Origin of the sequence: Streptomyces sp. NPDC002795 (genome assembly GCF_042888725.1) — a bacterium.
GTDB lineage: Bacteria > Actinomycetota > Actinomycetes > Streptomycetales > Streptomycetaceae > Streptomyces.
In genome coordinates this window covers 178,231-196,230 of record NZ_JBIAQB010000008.1, presented here as the reverse complement: position 1 = coordinate 196,230, position 18,000 = coordinate 178,231, and the positions used below count along the sequence as shown (strand labels likewise).

Below are 18,000 nucleotides of genomic sequence, written 5' to 3'. Positions count from 1 at the left end.
GCGTGGTCAGTGCTGTTCGCCGTCCGGCGGGAATCGGGTGCGCCGGGCCGGATGCCGGATGCCGGAGACGGTGAGCGGGCCGGCTGTGCGCGCCTCCCTGCCGGTGGTCCGGCGCCGGACTCTCACCTCGCCCAAGCAGGCAGTTGAGGGCGTGTCAGCTGCCGTCGGGCGAGTCACCGACCGCCTCGGCCGGCCATTCCCAGAGGTAGTCGCTGTACTCGTCACCGCCGAGATGGAACCACTGCCCGGGGAAGAGGTCGGCGTACTCCGTGAGCAGATCCCTCATCAGCCGACGGGCCTGTCTTGGCGGGCCCGGCCCGACCTGGCTCACGGGTCCGTCATCGTCGCGGACACGACCGTGTTCGAGAGGTAGCGCCCGGCCGCGCGGTCGTAGGTGCCGCCACAGGTGATCAGGCGCAACTGGGCGTCGGGCGTGGGCCCGTAGACGGCTCGGGAGGGGAAGTCGTCCTGCGGGAATTGCTTCGTGGAGCGCACGACGAAGACCGCTGTGCTGTTGTCGGCCCGCGTGATCAGGACCCGGTCGCCGGGGCGGAGTGCGGTCAGGCCGGCGAAGACGGCGGGGCCGCTCGTGGTGTCGAGGTGACCGACGATGGCGGCAGGGCCCGCCTCGCCGGGTGCGGGGCCCTCGCGCCACCAGCCGACGTCGGTGGGGCCTGCCGGGGCGGGCAGTCGGCCCTCGGGGTCGAGCGACAGCGGGTCGATGGCGGTGTCGAGGTCGATCGCGGGGATCTGCAGCCGGACAGGGTCGGCGGCCCGCGCGAGCGGCGCGGGCGTCGGAGAGTCGTCACGGGCGTCGGGGAAGGTGGGCGTCGCGGGCTTCGGCGTGCTGGTCGACGCCGAACTCGCCTGCAGACGCGCCGGGTTGGGCGCCCCGTCGTCGTGGGCGGGCCCGGAGTCCGTGAACCAGGTCAGTACGGCGGTCAGGGCGAGCAGGGCGCACAAGGCGGTGGCCGCGATCCAGGAGAGATCGCGGCCCCGGCGGTGACCGGGAGGCGGCGAACCGGTCATGGCACGGGCCTCCCTGTCACATCGTCATGCGGCAACGGCACGGTTCGTGCGTCCCCCGCCTCAGTGGTCCTGCTTGGCGCGGCGGCGCAGCACGACGGCGCCACCCGCGGCGAGCACGGCTGCGGCGGCGAAGCCGATCGGCAGCGCGGTGGCGGAGCCGTCCTCGGAGAGGCCGCCGGCGCCGGCCTTCACGCCGTCCTTGGGCATGGCCGGGGTGTCCGACGGTGTGTCCGCCGAGGTGTCCGCGTCGGAGTCGGACCCGGGCGGGAGCCCGCCGTCCTCACATGCCTGACCGTCGTCGTCGCGGTCGAGGCGGTCCGGGTCGCCGGGGTGGGCGTCGTAGTAGGCCTGTGCTTCGGCCTGCGTCGAGAAGTCCGGGCAGTCCCTGTCCGGGGCGGCGTACGCCATCCCGGACGTCGGTATGAGAGCGGCTCCGGCGACTGCGGACGCGAGCAAGACAGACTTCACACGCATGAATGCCTCCTAGGGGCACGGGTGGGGGTTGACTGAGACCGAACGTAGGAACGCCGTTCTGTGTCCGCGAGTTAATGGGGCCATTCGTGCTCGATTTAGCTCGTTCAGCGGGGCTGAATTTGCGGGGCGGGACGTTTAAGACGATGCGTGAACCCGCTGGCCCGTGCCAAAGGCGGGCCTGTACACAGAGCGCACGATGCCGGTCTCGCGCCAGAATGTGTACGGCGAGAGGGGAAGCGGGGAGACGGGAGACAGTCATGGGATTCGGCTTCCGGGTCGGTGTTCCCGGGATGAGCGTGCGCGTGTCCACCCGCGGAGTGCGCACCTCGGTCGGCCCGCGTGCGGCGCGGCTGAGTGTAGGAAGCGGCGGCGCCAGGATTTCGTCGGGTCTCGGCCCCTTCTACGCATCCTCCTCGCTCGGTGGCAACCGCCGACGTACCACCACACGCCGCACCGCGACGCGGTCACGGGTGGTGGCTCCCTCGGCCGCGCAATTGGACCGGGCGCGCCGGCAGGCGGAGCGCGCCCAGCAGACGGCCGAGCGCGATGCCGCTGTCGCGCGGCTGACGGATCTGCGGCGCGAGATGACCACGGTGCACCTCCAGTCGTTCCCCGGTGCCCGCCCTCCCCTCATCCCGGAAACCCCTCAACTGGGGGAGCCCTGGGCGCTTGCCGAAGCGCAGGCGTTCCATCTGCGGGGTGTGGGGCGGCTGGCGCGCGCCGAGAGGGCGGCCGCCCGACGCCGTGCCGTACAGGACGCGCCCGTGTATCTCGCGGCCGAGCTGGCGCGGCTGGACGGGATACGGCAGCAGGTGGAGGCCGAGGCCGACCGATGGTGGCGTGCGCTGAACGCCAACGACGAGGACACCGTCTGCGAAGCGGTGAATACCGCCTTCTCGGACAACCCGGCGGCCGGCTGCGCGGTGGGCGTGGACGGTTCCGTCCTCTCGGTGGTCGTACGGCACCAGGACCTCGACGCCATGCCCGCCCAGACTCCCGGCACGACCCCGAGCGGGCACCCGACGCTGAAGAACCTCACCAAGCGCGATCGTGTCCTGTGGTGGTTGACGGCCATGGGGTCGAACATCGTGGCCACCCTCAAGGAGGGCTTCGCCACGGCGCCCGGCATCACCGCCATCGACCTCGCGGTGCTGACACGGCTGCCCGACACACAACGTCTCGGATTCGTCGCCTACGGCCGGTGGACACGCCGCGCGATCGAAACCACGCCCTGGTGCGAGCCCGGCGACGCGCTGCGCTTCCTCGACATCGGAGAGGACGTCGCCTGCTCCGTCACAACGACCGCCACGGGCAACGTGTCCAGCACGGTCCGGCCGTTGGACACCGGCAGGACACCGGGCCTCCAGGATGTGCTGGACCACGCCCGGGAACAGCAGGACACCGATGAAGGGTCCCTCGGCGACCTCGACATCGCACTCGGGGCCGGCCAGCCGGACGGTGGACCGGCGGCCGGCACCGATCCCTTCCGGATCAGGCCGTTCGCCGAGTGGAAGCAGGAGACGCACACCGCACGGCCGACCACTCCCGTCACGACCTCGGAACCTGATGTCTCACTCGTCCCGGGCCAGACACTCGTACTGCCGGAGGAAGCCGGGCACACGCTGTCCATCGCGTTCGCCTTCGCCGGTGCGGATGCCGATCTGACACTCTTCCTCGGCGGCGATGACGGGCGGGTGCCCGGGGACGAGGACTTCGTCTTCTATCACCAGCCCACCGCGGCCGGCGGCGCGGCACGTCTCCTGGGAAAGCGGCGGGACGGTCCGGTCGTCGTCGAAAGGGCCACAGTCCACCTGGGGGCTCTGCCTGACTTCACACACCGTGTCACGATCGCCGTCAACATGGACGTGGACACCGGTCTGAGCTGCGCGTCGCTCACGCACGCCGTGCTCACGCTGGACGGTGGCCCGGGTGCGGCCTGGGCCTTCCGCCCGCCGGCCGACCCGAACATCCGGGCCATGGCCGTCGCGGAGCTGTACCGGCACGTGGCCGACGGGCGGCCCGTCTGGAAGCTGCGTGCGATCGGGCAGGGCTGGAGCGGGGGCCGCGACGCCCTCGCCCGCGCGTATGGAGTGGACATCGAATGACCACGGGGGAGGGCGTGTCAGCTGCTGCTCACCTCTGTCGTCTCCGGGCGCTTCGAGGCCGACACCCCGCTGACCCTGCGGGAGGCTCGAGACGGGGCTCGTCGATGGGAAGCGGCCGTGGCGCGTATGCAGGAAGCCTGCGACGCGCACGACGCGGAGCAAGTCGCCGCCGCCGACGTGGACTTCCACGGCTTCCTGCTGGACGCCGCGGACAACCCACGTTCACTCCGCGAGGAGCGCCCGGATCTCGCGGACGAACGACGGGTGATCGACCGCCCGCTTCACCAGGAGGTGCACCGCGGAGCGCTCGCTCAGCACCGCGGTGAACTTCTCGAACGCCGCGCGGAACGTGGAGCGGTCGCGCGGGCTGAAGGCGATGAACGCGATCACGTTGACCGGCTTGTTGCCCCATCGCATCGGTTCGCTGTTGACGACGAGGGCGATGGCGGAACGGTGCGCGTTCATCGTCATCGCGTGCGGTACGGCGAAGCCGTCGGTGAAAGCGGTGGAGGAGAGGCGTTCACGTTCCAGGACGCTGTCGATGTGCTCCGGGTCGATGACACCCTGCTCGGCCATGCGGGACCCCAGGAGCCGGATCATCGCCGTCTCGTTCTCGGCGTGCAGGTCGCGGAAGAAGAGCTCCGGTCGGAGGTAGTCGAGGAGCACCGCGTGGTCGTCGCCGTGCTCACGCTGGTGCTGGACGCGGGCGAGCTCCGCGCGGACCGCGTCGAAGTCGCGCCGGCCGGGGAAGGGGCGGACGACGACGGCCCCCGGGTGCGCGTCGATCGGCAGCGTGGAGATCACCACGTCGGCCTTGATGTCCGGCACGTCCTCCAGGCGCGTGACGAGGCGGGTGATCTCGACGCGGCTGCCCAACTCCTGGCCGAGGCGGTCGCCGAGGGTGGTGGCCAGCTCGTAGTACTCGGGGCAGACGAGCACGGCGGTCAGTGGTCGCGGCCGCACCGCCTGCGCTTCGAGGTGGGCGCCGACATGCATGGCGACGTAGGCGATCTCGTCCTCGTTGAGGGCGACCTGCCACTCTCGTTGGATCTCGCGGGAGAGGTAGACGGCGAGTTCGTAGATGAGGGGGTACGAGGTCTTGATGGAGGCGGCCAGGGGGTTGCGGTTGTACATCTGTCGGCGGGCGCGGCCGAGCAGGTTGTGCACATGGACCGAGAGACGGGTGACGAAGCCGGGGTCGGAGAAGTCCACCAGGTACTCGTCGTCGAGGCGGGCCACCAGGGCGCGTACCTTCGCGAGGTCGGATTCCTCGGGCGGGGTGGTCGGGCGGCCCGCGGCGGCGAGGGCGCGGGTGGTCAACTGGGCCGCTAGACGGTCGAGTTCGCCACCGTCGAAACGGAGGCCGAAGAACTTCTCGATGAGGTTCCTGAGGACGGTGGTGACCTGGTCGCCGGGAGCGTCCGAGGGTGGTGTGTCGAGCGAAGTCGCCGCGGGCGCGGGGAACTTGGTCGTGCGGTCCACCGCGATGGCGATGTGCAGCAGTGCCTCGTTGAGCGCGAACTCCTTGACCGAGTAACCCACTTCGCTCAGCGTGCCGACCAGTTCCGCCTTGAACGGGCCGAGGTCGAGTCCGGCGAACGCGCGTTGGATCGCGTCGAAGGGAAGGAAGCCCTCAGCCGCCTCCTCGCGCAGCAGCGTGCTGATCAGGCGACGGCGGGCGTCCTCAGGGCCCTCCATGCGGACGCTCTCGCGGTCGCGACGCAGACGCAGGCCGAGGGGTTCGAGGCGGCGGCGGGCCTTGCCCAGGTCGGCTTCCAGGGTGGCGTCACTGACGTGGAAGTCCTCCGCCAGTTCGTGAAAGCCGATGCCCTCGGGGGCGTCGTTGAGGCGGCGGAAGAGGCGGACGAGCCGACCCTGGGGTGTGTCGTCGCCGTGGGCGAGGGTGCGCGGGGACGTGCGGGAGGCGGCGAGTGCCTCCTCGTCGAGCCGGTAGCCCGCGGGCGTGGAGACGATCACGGGCCGGGGAGACGCCGCGTTGATACGGGAGACATAGCCGCGGACGCTGCGGGCCGTGACACCGAGGGCACTGGCGGCTTCCGCGGCCGGGACGAGGCCGCCCACCTGTCGCAGGTACGCGATCAGCGCCGCGTGGCGGTTCTCGCTCATGGCCGGACATCCTCACTCATGGCTGGAGAGCATACGTCGGTCCGTTCGGGAGGTGACCGGGGAGCCGAGACGGATTTCCGCGGGCCGGAAACAGGCCTATTGGCGCCGGTGTCGGGCCGCCGGGCAGCATCGCTGCTGCGGTGAGGCCGAGACATGGTGTCTCACCGGGCTATCTCACCCGCCCCGTCACCCCCGAGAGGTGAACCAGATGCGAGTTCTCATTGTGTGCGGCGCCGGCGCTTCCAGCGGCTTCATCGCCCAGCGGATGCGCAAGGCCGCGAAGAAGCAGGGTGTCGACCTTCAGGTCGACGCGCGCAGCGAGACGGAGCTGGAGGAGAACCTCGACGGCACCGACGTCCTGCTGGTCGGCCCGCACCTCAAGTACATGATCGACGAGGTGACCGCCACGGCGGCGAAGAAGGGCGTGAAGGCCACGCTGATTCCACAGAAGATCTATGGCTCGCTCGACGGAGAGGCCGCCTTCCAGCTGGCCCAGGAACTCGGCGAGTCCCCCGCCGTCTGATGGATACCTTCATTGAGTTCCTGACCGAGAAGTTCGCCCCCAAGGTGAACCGCTTCACCCGCAACACCTATGTGGCGGCGGTACAGACGGCGATTCTCGGCATCCTTCCGTTCATCCTCGTCGGTTCGCTCGTGACGCTGATCGGCATCATTCCCGGTGTCAGCGACGCGATACCGACCATGAGCAAGATCAGCGACTTCACCTTCGGCCTGATCGGCCTCTTCGTCGCCTTCCTGATCCCTTACCAGGTGATGGAGAAGAAGAAGCTGAACTCGCAGAAGCTCATCGCGGGTCTGGCGGGACTCGCACTCTTCCTGATGCTGCTCGATCCCACGTCGGGCAAGGGGAGTGCGATCACCTTCGACTTCGGTCGATTCGGTGCCACCGGAATGTTCGTCTCGATCGTGGGTGGCCTGTTCGTCAGCTTCGTGATGGTCCTCTTCGCGAAGGTGGATTTCTTCAAAAACAACGCGAACCTGCCCAGCTTCGTCATCAACTGGTTCAACTCGCTGTTGCCGATCCTGGTGGTCGTGGCCGCCGGCTGGGTCTTCACGTACGTACTGAGCTGGGACGTGTTCGCCGCGATCCTCAAGCTCTTCTCGCCGCTGACGTCGATTGCGGAGTCCTTCCCGGGCTTTGTGCTCCTCTGCTTCCTGCCGCTGTTCTTCTACTCGTTCGGCATCAGTGGCTGGGTCACCATGCCGCTGTCCTTCCCTCTCTGGATGACTGCCATCCAGGAGAACGCGGACGCCGTCGCCGCAGGTGGATCGGCCACGAACATCTTCACTTACGAAGTGTGCTTCGTGGGATTCCTCACCTTCGGCGGGATCGGCGGAACACTGCCGCTCGTGGCCCTGATGAACTTCGCGAAAACCAAGCGCATCAAGGCGATAGGCCGGGCCGGCGCGATCCCCAGCATCTTCAACATCAACGAGCCGATCGTCTTCGGTGCCCCGATCGCCTTCAACCCGCTCCTGATGATTCCGTTCTGGATCAACGGCATCGTGGTTCCCGCGATGACCTATCTGGCCCTCGACTGGGGTCTTGCGAAGATCCCGGACAAGGTGTTCCAGATCTGGTACATGCCGTACCCCATATCCACGTTCCTGGTGAGTGGCTGGCGCGGGGCGATCGTGGCCGTGATCTTGATGACGGTCTCGTGCGTGATCTGGTACCCGTTCTTCCGTGCGTACGACGCCCAGGAAGCCAGGAAGGAACGCGAAGAGGAAGCGGGGGAAACAGTCGCATCCAGCGGGGAAACAGTGGAGAACGGAAAACAGAAATGAACGACGACGTCGCCCGGTCCTCGATGCAGATCATCCTGCACGCCGGGGATGCGCGGAACCTCATCCGCAGGTCACTCACCGCGGTGGAGAGCGACTCCTACGAGGAGGCGGAGCGATTCCTGGTCGAGGCCAAAGAGGAAATCGCCAAGGCGCACAAGGCGCAGACGGAATTCGTCCAGGCGGAAGCGAGCGGAGAGCAGCAGCAGTACTCGGTTCTCTTCACCCACGCCCAGGACACGCTGATGACGGTCATGAGTGAGCACGGAACGGCACAGCACCTGCTCCGGCTCTTCCGCAAGGTCGGCGAGCGCATCAGCGGCATCGAGAACAACACCACGGAGGCTGGCGAAGTATGAGCACCACGCACACCCCCACCGGTTTCAAGGACGGCTTCCTCTGGGGCGGCGCCGTCGCCGCGAGCCAGGTCGAAGGAGCCTGGCGGGAGGACGGCCGCGGCCCGTCGGTCGCCGACATCGAGCCGTACATCGAGAACCGGGACTACGCGAAGCTGGGCTTCGTCACCAGCCGCAAGGAGATCGAGGACGCGCTGGCCGACACCGAGCGCACCTACCCCAAGCGGCACGGAATCGACTTCTTCCACACCTATGCCGAGGATATCGCCCTCATGGCGGAGATGGGAATGAAGGCGTTCCGGATGTCCATCTCCTGGAGCCGGATCTTCCCGCGCGGCGACGAAAAGGAGCCCAGCGAGGCCGGACTCGCCTATTACGACCGTGTCTTCGACGAACTGCGCCGCCACAACATCGAGCCGGTCGTCTCCCTCTCGCACTACGACATCCCGGTCGCGCTCGTCACCGAATACGGCGGCTGGCTGAACCGGGAGGTGCTCGACTTCTTCGAGCGGTACGCGACCGTGGTCCTCAACCGCTACGCCGGCAAGGTGAATTACTGGATCGCCTTCAACCAGATCAACTCGGCGCTGATGGACCCATACGTCACCCTCGGACTGCTCCAGGAGGACTTCGAGACCGCCGAAGCCTTCAACGCGGCCAAGTGGCAGGCGATCCACAACCAACTCGTCGGCAACGCCCGCGCGGTGCGGATCGGCCACGGAATATCGCCCGATCTCAAGATGGGGTCGATGATTGTCGACCTGACCGTCTACCCGAAGAGCTCGCGCCCGGCGGACGTGCTCGCGGCCCAGGAGCACGAGCAGTTCTCGCTCCTCTTCTCCGACGTGATGACGCGCGGTACCTATCCGGGGCGGATCAAACGCTACCTCTCGGAGCGTGGCATCCACCTCGACATGGGCGAACACGACCTCGCCGAACTCGCCGAGAACACCCTCGACTACCTCTCCTTCAGCTACTACCACACGATGGTGATGGGCGAGGGATTCAACCTCGGCGACAACCTGGGCTGGCACGCCGCCCGCCCGGAATTCCGCAACGAGCACTCCGAGGTCACCGACTGGGGCTGGCAGATCGACCCGGTCGGCCTGCGCCACGTTCTCAACAACCTCTGGGACCGCTACCAACTGCCCCTGATGATCGCCGAGAACGGCATCGGTGTACGTGACCGGGTCGAGGCCGACGGCACCGTCCGGGACCCGTACCGCATCGCCTACCTGCGCGACCACATCGAGCAGATGCGGGAGGCGGCCAAGGACGGCGTGGATGTCTTCGCCTACCTGATGTGGTCCCCGATCGACATCATCAGCTCGGGCACCTCCGAGATGACGAAGCGCTACGGCCTGATCCACATCGACCAGGACGACCACGGCAACGGGTCGAAGCGGCGCACCAAGAAGGAGAGCTTCGCCTGGTACCGGTCCGTGATCGAGAGCAACGGGGCGCGACTGTGAGCGCCTCGGCCGAACGACTGGTCACCGTCGGGCCGAAGGTGGGACTGCACGCCCGGCCCGCCACGGTCTTCGTCCACGCGGCCACCGCGGCCGCCGGCCACGAGGTCCGCCTGGAACGCCCGGACAACGGCGCCTCGGCGGACGGCCGCAGCGTCCTCGCCGTGATGGCGCTCAGCGCCCACCACGGCGACCGGCTGCGCCTCACCGTGACCGGCGACGACGCCGACCGGGTGGCGTCCCAGCTCGCCGCGCTGGTGGAGGCGGAGGAGACGCAGTAGCCCGTGCCGGACTCCCCTTGGTGGCTCAGCCCCAGGGGGACGGTTCGTCGGCGCCGGCCGGGCACCCGCGCCCGTCACGTTCCCCGCCTCGTGGAGGAGCTCACCCCCGGCGGTTCCGCGTAGTCGACCTCGACCAACTCGGCGGCGTCCTCGGCCACGTACGGATCCTCGGCGATCACCACGGCCACCGGCTGGCCCACGTACAGCACCCGGTCGTCGGCGAGCACCGGATGCCCGTAGTCGTCGAGCCGGGGGAACAGCTCGTGGTACCCCGCCTCCTCCAGCGGCGCCCGGCCCAGCGCACGCGCGTCCTCCCCGGTCACCGAGGTGATCCGGGCATGCGCGACGGAAGCGCGTACGACCCTCATCCACAGCTGTCCCGCGAGGTCGATGTCGTCCACGAACGCGCCCCGGCTCCTCAGCAGACGCACGTCCTCACGGCGAGGTGTGCGGGCGCCCACGTGGCTCCCGGGTGGCTGAGGGGGTTCCCCTGCGCGGGAACCACCGGGACTCCGGTGCCACGTCAGTCCTACATCGGACGCCCTGTCAGAACCCCACGCTGTCACGCCCCTTGAGCCCCAGCATCTGACGTGCCTCATCCGGCGTGGCGACCTCGAGGTTCAGCGCCTCAAGGATGGTCCTGATCCGCGTGACCTGGGCCGCGTTGGTCTCGGCCAGCTCGCCCGGGCCGATCCACAGGGAGTCCTCGAGGCCGACGCGGACGTGGGAGCCCATCGCGGCGCCCATCGTGGCGAGCGGCATCTGGTTGCGGCCGGCGCCGAGGATGGACCACTCGTATCCGTCGCCGAAGAGCCGGTCGGCCGTGCGGCGCATGTGCATCAGGTCCTCCGGGTGGGCGCCGATCCCGCCCAGGAGGCCGAAGACCGACTGCACGAAGAGGGGCCCGTCGGTGAGACCGCGGGAGCGGAAGTGGGCGAGGTTGTTCAGGTGCGAGATGTCATAGCACTCGAACTCGAAGCGGGTGCCGTTCGCCCGCCCGCCCGCGAGGATGGCCTCGATGTCGGCGAAGGTGTTCTTGAAGACGAGGTCCCGGCTCTTCTCCAGGCCCTCGCGTTCCCACGCGTGCTCGAACTCCTGGAACCTGTCCAGCATCGGGTAGAGACCGAAGTTCATCGACCCCATGTTCAGCGAGGCCAGTTCGGGCGCGAACTCCATCGCCGGACGCATCCGTTCCTCGACCGACATGTGCGGGGAGCCCCCGGTCGTCAGGTTCACGACGGCGTCGGTGTTGCGCTTGAGGCTGTCCAGGATCGGCACGAAGTGTTCGGGGTCCTGGGACGGGCGGCCGTCGCGAGGATCGCGGGCGTGCATGTGCACCACGGCCGCCCCGGCCTCGGCGGCGCCGATCGCCGCCTCCGCGATCTCCTCGGGAGAGACCGGAAGGTACTTCGACATCGACGGCGTGTGGATCGCGCCCGTCACGGCGCTGGTGATGATGACCTTGCGGCTCGGCATCGTCGGCCCTCTCTGATCGTCCAGCCGGTATGTCGTGCCCCTCGGGTGGGGACATGTCCGGCGTCCATCGGCACGCTCAGAATGGAGAGGGGCCCGAGCCGTAAGCAACGTTAAGTACGCAAGCGCCGGACCACGAAACTTATCGTTGCTTAACGATTTGCCTCGTGCGTACCTTCTCGCTGACAGCGGGCCGACTACTGCCCCGAGCGCTCGGCTCCTGCTGGCCCGCGGCGCCCGCCATGGGCCCGAGGCCGTATCCCGCGAGAAGGAGCGTCATGACACCGCCGTCATCAGCGCCCGGTACTGGAGCAAGCGCCGGCCACGGACAGAAGGCCGAAGAGGCTCAGGAATCTCGGCTGATCATGCGCAAGCTGATGCCGCTGCTGATCGCCGCGTACATCATCTCGTTCATCGACCGCACCAACATCGGCCTGGCCAAGGAAGGCCTGGAGGCCGATCTCGGGATCTCCGCCGCCGCGTTCGGACTCGGCGCCGGGCTGTTCTTCGTCGCCTACGCGGCGTGCGAGGTGCCGAGCAACCTGATCATGCACCGGATCGGGGCACGGTTCTGGATCACCCGCATCATGCTGACCTGGGGGCTGCTGTCCTCGGCGATGGCGTTGGTCCAGGGCGAGAAGTCCTTCTACATCCTGCGGGTGTTGCTCGGCCTCGCCGAAGCGGGGCTGTTCCCCGGACTGCTGCTGTATCTGACCTACTGGTTCACCCGCCGCCAGCGGGTCGCCGCGATGGGTCTGTTCCTGGTGGCCGTGCCCGTCGCCAACATCATCGGTGCGCCGCTGGGAGGCGCGCTCCTCGAACTGGACGGTGTCGGCGGGCTCGCGGGATGGCAGTGGATGTTCGCCCTGGAGGGTCTGCCGGCCGTTCTCTTCGCCTTCGTCGTCTGGCGGTACCTGCCCGACGGCCCGCGTGACGCCAAGTGGCTGACCACGGCCCAGGCCGACCGGCTCGTGCGACGGCTGGCGGCCGAGCAGGAGGACGGCGCCGCCGAGTCCGGTACACACTCCTTCGGCGGCGTACTGAAGGACAAGTACATCGTCCTGGCGATCGTCGTCTACTTCTGCCACCAGATCGCGGTCTACAGCCTCACCTACTTCCTTCCGACCATCATCGACACCTGGGCCGACCTGAGCAGCTTCCAGACCGGCCTGGTCACCACGCTGCCCTGGGTGTTCGCCGTGGCGGGCGCGGTGTTCCTGCCGCGCTACGCCACCACCGCGAGCCGCTCGCGGACGATGCTCCTGGCCGGACTGACCGCCATGACCGCCGGACTGGTGATCGCCGCACTGGCCTCGCCCGTCGTCGCCCTGGTCGGATTCTGCCTGACCGCATCCTGCTTCTTCGTGGTCCAGCCGATCATCTTCGCCGTCCCGTCGTCCCGCTTGAGCGGCGCCACTCTCGCCGGCGGCATCGCCCTGCTGAACACCCTGGGCATCCTGGGCGGCTTCGTCGGCCCGTATGTGATGGGTCTGCTGGAGGACGCGACGGGCAACCCGCTGTCCGGACTGTGGTTCGTCGCGGCGTTGGTCGCCGTGGGCGCCCTGGCCGGGCTGTTCTTCCCCAAGAACGACGCGTCCGTGGCACGCACGGCGCAGACAGGAGCAATGCGATGAAACCCCGAATTCTGATCGTCGGAGCCGGTGCCATCGGCGGGGTCACCGCCGCGCGCATGGCACACGCCGGCCATGATGTCGCCGTCCTCGACGCCGACGAGGCACACGTCGCACGCATGCGTCAGACCGGCCTGAAGGTGGACGCCCCGGACGGGCCGATCACCGTGGTCCTCGACGCCTACCGGTCGCCCGACGCCATCACCGGCCGCTTCGACTACGCGCTGCTGATGCTGAAGTCGACCGCCCTGGAGCCCGCGCTGGCGTCCTTGCTCAGCCATGAACTCGCCGACACGTACGTGGTGTTCGGCAACGGTCTGGTCCAGGACATCGTCGAGAAGATGGTCGGACGCGGCCGCATGCTCGTGGGCATCACCGAATGGGGCGCGACCAACCGAGGCCCGGGCCATGTGGAACAGACCACCGTCGCGCCCTTCATCATCGGAGAACTCGATGGCGAGTCCAGCAGCCGCGCGAACGACCTCGTGGGCCCGCTCTCCTCCGTCGCCGAGGTCCAGGTGTCGGACTCCGTGCAGGACACCGTCTGGACCAAGCTGCTGCTCAACAGCACCTTCTCCGGCCTGGGTGCCGTCGCGGGATGGACCTACCGGGAGGTGGCCGCCGACGAGCAGGGCCTGCTCACCGCGCTGCGACTGTGGACCGAGGCGTACGACGTCGCCCTCGCGCGCGGCGCGCGCCTGCAGCCGCTTCTCGGCGTCGACCCGCAGCAGTTGGTGGTACGCACCGTGGACGACCATGTCGCCGCGTCGGCAGGCGTCGACGCCGTGATGCAGCACCTCGGAGCCACCAAGGCCTCCATGCTGCAGGACCTGGAGCGCGGGGCACGCACCGAAGCAGGTGTCATCAACGGAGGCGTGGTCGCCACCGGCGAGAGTCTCGGCGTTCCGACACCGGGCCACCGCGCGGTCGTGGAGTGGATACACCGCTGCGAGCAGGGAACCGCCCGCCCCGGCCGCGCGGGCCTGGCGCACGTCGCCAAAAGCGTCGGCGTGGTGTGAACTGCCCTGTCGCGCGCAGAGCCCCCGCAGACAGCCCGGCGGCGCCCCAACATACCGGCACGTGCACAGAACTGAGGAGTAGTCGCCAGTGGACAAGGTAGTCGCAAGCGCCGCCGAGGCGGTGGCGGACATCGAGTCCCGCACCACCCTGGCCGTCGGAGGTTTCGGTCTGTGCGGCATCCCCGCAGTACTGCTCCAGGCCTTGCTCGACCAGGGAGCCGACCGGCTGGAGGCCGTCTCGAACAACGCGGGCGTCGACGACTGGGGGCTGGGGCTGCTGCTCGGGGCCGGACGGCTGCGCAGGATGGTCGCGTCCTACGTGGGCGAGAACAAGGAGTTCGCCCGGCAGTACCTCGCCGGAGAGCTGGAGGTCGAGCTGACGCCACAGGGCACGCTCGCCGAACGCATGCGGGCCGGAGGGGCGGGGATCCCCGCGTTCTTCACCGCGACCGGTGTCGGCACCCAGATCGCGGAGGGTGGTCTGCCCTGGCTCTACGGCCCGGACGGATCCGTGTCAAAGGCCAGCCAGGCCAAGCGAGTTGAGACCTTTCCGACGGCCGAAGGCCCCAAGGAGTTCGTCCTGGAGCACGCGATCGTCGCCGACCACGCCCTCGTGCGGGCCTGGAAGGGCGACCGGCACGGCAACCTCGTCTACCGGCACGCCGCACAGAACTTCAACCCCGTGGCCGCGATGTGCGGCCGCACCACCATCGCCGAAGTGGAGCACCTGGTCGAGCCTGGCGAGATCGATCCGAGTGAGGTCCACACTCCGGGCGTGTACGTGCACCGCGTGGTGGCCCTCGACGAGGACGAGGCGGCACGCAAGCGGATCGAGAAACGAACGGTGACCCGGCTGATGACCGACACCAGGGAGATGACATGAGCTGGACGCGCGAGGACATGGCGGCCCGAGCGGCCGCAGAGCTGACCGACGGATCGTATGTGAACCTCGGCATCGGGCTGCCCACCCTGGTGCCCAACTACGTCCCCGCTGACGTCGAGTTGGTGCTGCAGTCCGAGAACGGTGTCCTCGGCATGGGCGCCTATCCGCTCGACGCCGACGTCGACCCGGACCTGATCAACGCGGGCAAGGAGACCATCACCCTGCGCCCCGGGGCCTCCCTCTTCGACTCGGCGACCTCGTTCGGGATGATCAGGGGAGGCAAGATCGACGCGGCCGTCCTGGGCGCCATGCAGGTCTCCTGCGACGGTGACATCGCGAACTGGATGATTCCCGGCAAGATGGTCAAGGGGATGGGCGGCGCGATGGACCTCGTACACGGCGCGAAGAAGGTCATCGTGCTCATGGAACACACGGCGCGCGACGGATCCCCCAAGATTCTTAGGGAGTGCTCGCTGCCGTTGACGGGCAAGCGCGTGGTCCAGCGGATCATCACCGACCTCGCCGTCATCGACGTCACCGACCCCGCCACCGGCCGGCTCGCCGTGCCGGGCAGCCCCGACGAGCGTGAGCTGCGGCTCGTAGAGCTGGCTCCCGGTGTCTCGGCCGACGAGGTCCTGGCGGCGACCGAGGCTCCGCTGACCGTCGCGCTGCCGGCGCTCGCCGGCTGAGCGGGCCCGGCCGACGGGCGGGAGGGGCGTTGCGGGTTCGGGTGATGCCGCGAAGGAGAATGTCCCCATGAGCAGTGAACGCCCGGTGCGCAAGCACGGCATCCGCGGAATGAGGGTGTCGGCCGCCGATGTCGCACGGGCCGTGGGGGTGTCACCGGCAACCGTCTCGTACGTCCTCAACGACCGACCAGGTGTGTCGCAGGACATGCGTGACAGGGTGCTCGGCACCGCGCGTGAGCTCGGCTATCCGCTGCAGGCCCATCAGCGGGACAAGGGGCGGGAGCGCACCCGGGTGATCGGGCTGATCCTCCAGGACATCGCCAACCCCTTCTACACCGAGGTCTCGGCGGGCGTGATCGACGCGGCCCGGGCACGTGACTACGAGGTCTTCCTGGCACACACCCAGGAAAGCGGCGAGATGCTGGCCAAGGTCGTCGACACGATGATCACTCGCCGGGTCGACGGCATCGTCATCACCGTTCTGCACCCGGAGGACGGCGAGGTCGTGCGGCGTCTTCGTGGTGCGGGCGTTCCGTTCATCCAGTTCTCCCGCCGGATCCCGGATCTCCGCGCGGATTTCGTCGGCATCGACGACTTCGCCGTCGCCTCCGACATCCTGCGCCACGTCGTCGAGGACCACGGCCACACCGACGTCGCGGTCATCACCGGGCCGCCGAACTCGTCCGCATCGTCGACCAGGGCGGCGGGTTTCGTCAGTACGGCGCAGGCGATCGGCCTGTCGCTCCCGCCGCACCGCCGATTCAACGCCTACCTGACCGCCGAGGGCGGACACACGGTCGTGCAGCGGCTCATGGTGCGGCGCGACCTCCCGCGGGCGATCGTCTGCGGGTCCGACGCCATCGCCTCCGGCGTGATCGGTGCTCTGCGGAGCCAGGGGCTCAGGGTTCCCGACGACGTCGCGGTGACCGGAGTCGACGGGGTGTTTCCCGCGGCCTCCATGCTGGCCGAACTGACCACGATCAGCGTGCCGCGCCGGCGCATGGCCGAGCTGTCGGTCGAGCAGCTGATCAGGCGCGTCGACGGCGTCGGAGGACCACCACAGGTCCTCACCCAGCCCCACCGGCTGCGGATCGGCACCTCCTGCGGGTGCCGTCCGGACTCTCTTGTCTCGTGGCCAAGTGCGGCCCAGGACGGCTGAGTTACAGGACGGACAGATCAGGTGTCGGCGCCGACCTTGGCCGTGTCGAGCTGCGCGGGTGGCGGCGGGGGTGGTGTCTTGCCCGGGTGGAGAACGGCGTGAGCCCGCTCCGCGTCGAAGTCGTTCTCCCACTTGCCGACGACGATGGTCGCCACCGCGTTGCCGAGGACGTTGATGAAGACACGGCCCTCGTTGAGGATGCGGTCGATGCCGACGATCAACGACAGGGCGGCGAGCGGTATGTGGCCGACCGCCGTGACCGTGCTGGCGAGGACGATGAACGCGCCGCCCGCGATGCCCGCGGTGCCCTTGCTGGTGAGCATCATGACGCCGACCATGACGAGTTGCTGCTGCCAGGACAGGTCGATGCCCATGGCCTGGGCGAGGAACATGGAGGCCATGGTGAGGTAGACGGCCGAGCCGTCCAGGTTGAAGGAGAACCCGGAGGGGATGACGATGCCGACCACCGGGCGGCCGATCCCGAGTGTCTCCAACTTCCTCACCAGTTGGGGCAGTACGGCCTCGCTGGAGCAGGTGCTCAACGCGACGAGGAGTTCCGCCTTGAGGAAGCGCATGAGGGCGAACAGGCTCAAGCGGCAGGCCCGCATGATGGCGCCGAGAACGACCAGGACGTAGACGACGCACGTCGCGGTGAACAGGACGATCAGGTAGGCGAGTTGCTTGAGGCTCTCGGCGCCGTACGTCGCGACCACCGTGGCCAGGGCGCCGAAGGTACCCACGGGTGCCAGTCGCATCACCCAGCCGACGATGCGGAACACCACGTCGGAGAGGGCCTTGATGCCACGGGTCAGCGGGGCGCCGTCCTCGCCCGCCATGTTCAGGGCGACGCCGAAGACGATCGAGACCATGAGCGCGGACAGGATCGCGTCGCCCGTGATTGCGCCGAGCAGCGAGGTGGGGATCAGTGAGGAGACGAAGCCGGTGAAGGTGGCGTGCTCGGTGGCCGTCTCCGGTACGTCATCGGCGCGTAGCGTGGAGGGATCGACGTCGAGGCCGGATCCTGGATGGAAGACGTTCGCGACCACCAGGCCGATCAGCATCGAGACCAGGGACAGCACCAGGAAGTAGCCGATCGCCTTGACTCCGATACGGCCCGCCTTGCGCAGGTTGTCCATGGAGGCGATGCCGGTCGTGACGACGCAGAAGACGACCGGGATCACGATCATCTTGACCAGTGCGATGAACCAGTCGTTGAGCGGCTTGAGTTCCTCGCCGAAGCCGGGTGCCACCAGCCCTACGGCGATGCCGAGGACGGCGGCCAGGACGACCTGGAACCACAGTTCACGCAGCAGGCGGCTCAGCCTGGACTGCCGGGGACGTTCGGTGGCGGGGGTGGATGTCATCGTTGGTGCTCCCTTGCACGACGATCGTGTGTAGCCCTGTCCCGTGGGGGCGCCGGGGGAGTGCCGGTGGCTCGGCTCGATGTGCCCGGCGTCGTACGTGGCGCGTGGGTGGAGCTGCTGCGCCCGGCGCGACGA

Annotated in this window: 18 protein-coding genes; 11 read left to right on the top strand and 7 right to left on the bottom strand. The window is 68.5% G+C overall.

What is annotated here, in order from left to right; all coding sequences use genetic code 11:
• Positions 1-154: 154 nt before the first annotated feature.
• The 3 genes from ACFYWS_RS24735 to ACFYWS_RS24725 are packed head-to-tail and all read right to left on the bottom strand — an operon-like array spanning position 155 to position 1,503.
• Entirely contained in the window at positions 155-286 is a 132-nt protein-coding gene (locus ACFYWS_RS24735; RefSeq protein WP_389280201.1) for a family 20 glycosylhydrolase, read from the bottom strand.
• Positions 287-327: 41 nt separating this feature from the next.
• The gene (locus ACFYWS_RS24730; protein WP_389280199.1) at positions 328-1,029 is read right to left on the bottom strand and encodes a class F sortase; all 702 of its coding nucleotides are present in this window, start codon (positions 1,027-1,029) and stop codon (positions 328-330) included.
• A gap of 60 nt (positions 1,030-1,089) precedes the next feature.
• Entirely contained in the window at positions 1,090-1,503 is a 414-nt protein-coding gene (locus ACFYWS_RS24725) for an excalibur calcium-binding domain-containing protein (RefSeq protein ID WP_389280197.1), read from the bottom strand.
• A gap of 302 nt (positions 1,504-1,805) precedes the next feature.
• Here ACFYWS_RS24725 and ACFYWS_RS24720 point away from each other — a divergent pair, with 302 nt between their 5' ends.
• Positions 1,806-3,608, top strand: coding sequence for a TerD family protein (locus tag ACFYWS_RS24720; RefSeq protein ID WP_389280195.1), 1,803 nt, complete (start codon positions 1,806-1,808; stop codon positions 3,606-3,608).
• 222 nt (positions 3,609-3,830) lie between these two features.
• Here the strand turns inward: ACFYWS_RS24720 and ACFYWS_RS24715 are convergent, their stop codons facing one another.
• A complete protein-coding gene (locus tag ACFYWS_RS24715) occupies positions 3,831-5,735 on the bottom strand; it encodes a BglG family transcription antiterminator (protein WP_389280193.1) in 1,905 nt (634 codons plus the stop codon).
• A 208-nt stretch (positions 5,736-5,943) separates the two neighbouring features.
• On the opposite strand from ACFYWS_RS24715, the gene ACFYWS_RS24710 reads away from it, so the two are divergent.
• From ACFYWS_RS24710 to ACFYWS_RS24690, 5 genes are read left to right on the top strand one after another with little or no spacing between them, the layout of a single operon-like run.
• Positions 5,944-6,258 carry a PTS sugar transporter subunit IIB gene (locus ACFYWS_RS24710; RefSeq protein ID WP_389280191.1) on the top strand — a complete coding sequence of 105 codons (315 nt, stop codon included), beginning with the start codon at positions 5,944-5,946 and terminating at the stop codon, positions 6,256-6,258.
• Between the two features lie 44 nt (positions 6,259-6,302).
• Positions 6,303-7,544, top strand: a complete 1,242-nt coding sequence (locus tag ACFYWS_RS24705; protein WP_389280189.1) for a PTS sugar transporter subunit IIC — start codon at positions 6,303-6,305, stop codon at positions 7,542-7,544.
• Entirely contained in the window at positions 7,541-7,900 is a 360-nt protein-coding gene (locus tag ACFYWS_RS24700) for a PTS lactose/cellobiose transporter subunit IIA (RefSeq protein ID WP_389280187.1), read from the top strand. Before ACFYWS_RS24705 ends, ACFYWS_RS24700 begins: the two co-directional genes overlap by 4 nt.
• Complete coding sequence (locus ACFYWS_RS24695; RefSeq protein WP_389280185.1) at positions 7,897-9,369, top strand: glycoside hydrolase family 1 protein; 1,473 nt, start codon at positions 7,897-7,899, stop codon at positions 9,367-9,369. The genes ACFYWS_RS24700 and ACFYWS_RS24695 overlap by 4 nt, the downstream gene beginning before the upstream one ends.
• Positions 9,366-9,647: an HPr family phosphocarrier protein gene (locus tag ACFYWS_RS24690; protein ID WP_389280184.1), complete on the top strand. Its 282-nt coding sequence runs from the start codon at positions 9,366-9,368 to the stop codon at positions 9,645-9,647. Before ACFYWS_RS24695 ends, ACFYWS_RS24690 begins: the two co-directional genes overlap by 4 nt.
• A 74-nt stretch (positions 9,648-9,721) precedes the next feature.
• Here ACFYWS_RS24690 and ACFYWS_RS24685 read toward each other — a convergent pair whose 3' ends face one another.
• Both ACFYWS_RS24685 and ACFYWS_RS24680 read right to left on the bottom strand, forming a co-directional pair.
• Positions 9,722-10,048: a hypothetical protein gene (locus tag ACFYWS_RS24685; RefSeq protein WP_389280182.1), complete on the bottom strand. Its 327-nt coding sequence runs from the start codon at positions 10,046-10,048 to the stop codon at positions 9,722-9,724.
• 145 nt (positions 10,049-10,193) lie between these two features.
• Positions 10,194-11,123, bottom strand: a complete 930-nt coding sequence (locus ACFYWS_RS24680; protein WP_389280180.1) for a 3-keto-5-aminohexanoate cleavage protein — start codon at positions 11,121-11,123, stop codon at positions 10,194-10,196.
• Between the two features lie 362 nt (positions 11,124-11,485).
• Between ACFYWS_RS24680 and ACFYWS_RS24675 the strand changes: the two genes are divergently transcribed.
• The 5 genes from ACFYWS_RS24675 (at position 11,486) to ACFYWS_RS24655 (ending at position 16,501) form a co-directional block, all read left to right on the top strand.
• Complete coding sequence (locus ACFYWS_RS24675) at positions 11,486-12,754, top strand: MFS transporter (RefSeq protein WP_389280178.1); 1,269 nt, start codon at positions 11,486-11,488, stop codon at positions 12,752-12,754.
• Positions 12,751-13,770 carry a ketopantoate reductase family protein gene (locus ACFYWS_RS24670; RefSeq protein ID WP_389280176.1) on the top strand — a complete coding sequence of 340 codons (1,020 nt, stop codon included), beginning with the start codon at positions 12,751-12,753 and terminating at the stop codon, positions 13,768-13,770. The genes ACFYWS_RS24675 and ACFYWS_RS24670 overlap by 4 nt, the downstream gene beginning before the upstream one ends.
• Before the next feature lie 88 nt (positions 13,771-13,858).
• Entirely contained in the window at positions 13,859-14,653 is a 795-nt protein-coding gene (locus ACFYWS_RS24665) for a CoA transferase subunit A (RefSeq protein ID WP_389280174.1), read from the top strand.
• A complete protein-coding gene (locus ACFYWS_RS24660) occupies positions 14,650-15,342 on the top strand; it encodes a 3-oxoacid CoA-transferase subunit B (RefSeq protein WP_389280172.1) in 693 nt (230 codons plus the stop codon). Before ACFYWS_RS24665 ends, ACFYWS_RS24660 begins: the two co-directional genes overlap by 4 nt.
• 67 nt (positions 15,343-15,409) lie before the next feature.
• The gene (locus tag ACFYWS_RS24655; protein ID WP_389280170.1) at positions 15,410-16,501 is read left to right on the top strand and encodes a LacI family DNA-binding transcriptional regulator; all 1,092 of its coding nucleotides are present in this window, start codon (positions 15,410-15,412) and stop codon (positions 16,499-16,501) included.
• Between the two features lie 17 nt (positions 16,502-16,518).
• Here ACFYWS_RS24655 and ACFYWS_RS24650 read toward each other — a convergent pair whose 3' ends face one another.
• Positions 16,519-17,865, bottom strand: a complete 1,347-nt coding sequence (locus tag ACFYWS_RS24650) for a cation:dicarboxylate symporter family transporter (protein ID WP_389280168.1) — start codon at positions 17,863-17,865, stop codon at positions 16,519-16,521.
• Positions 17,866-18,000: the final 135 nt, after the last annotated feature.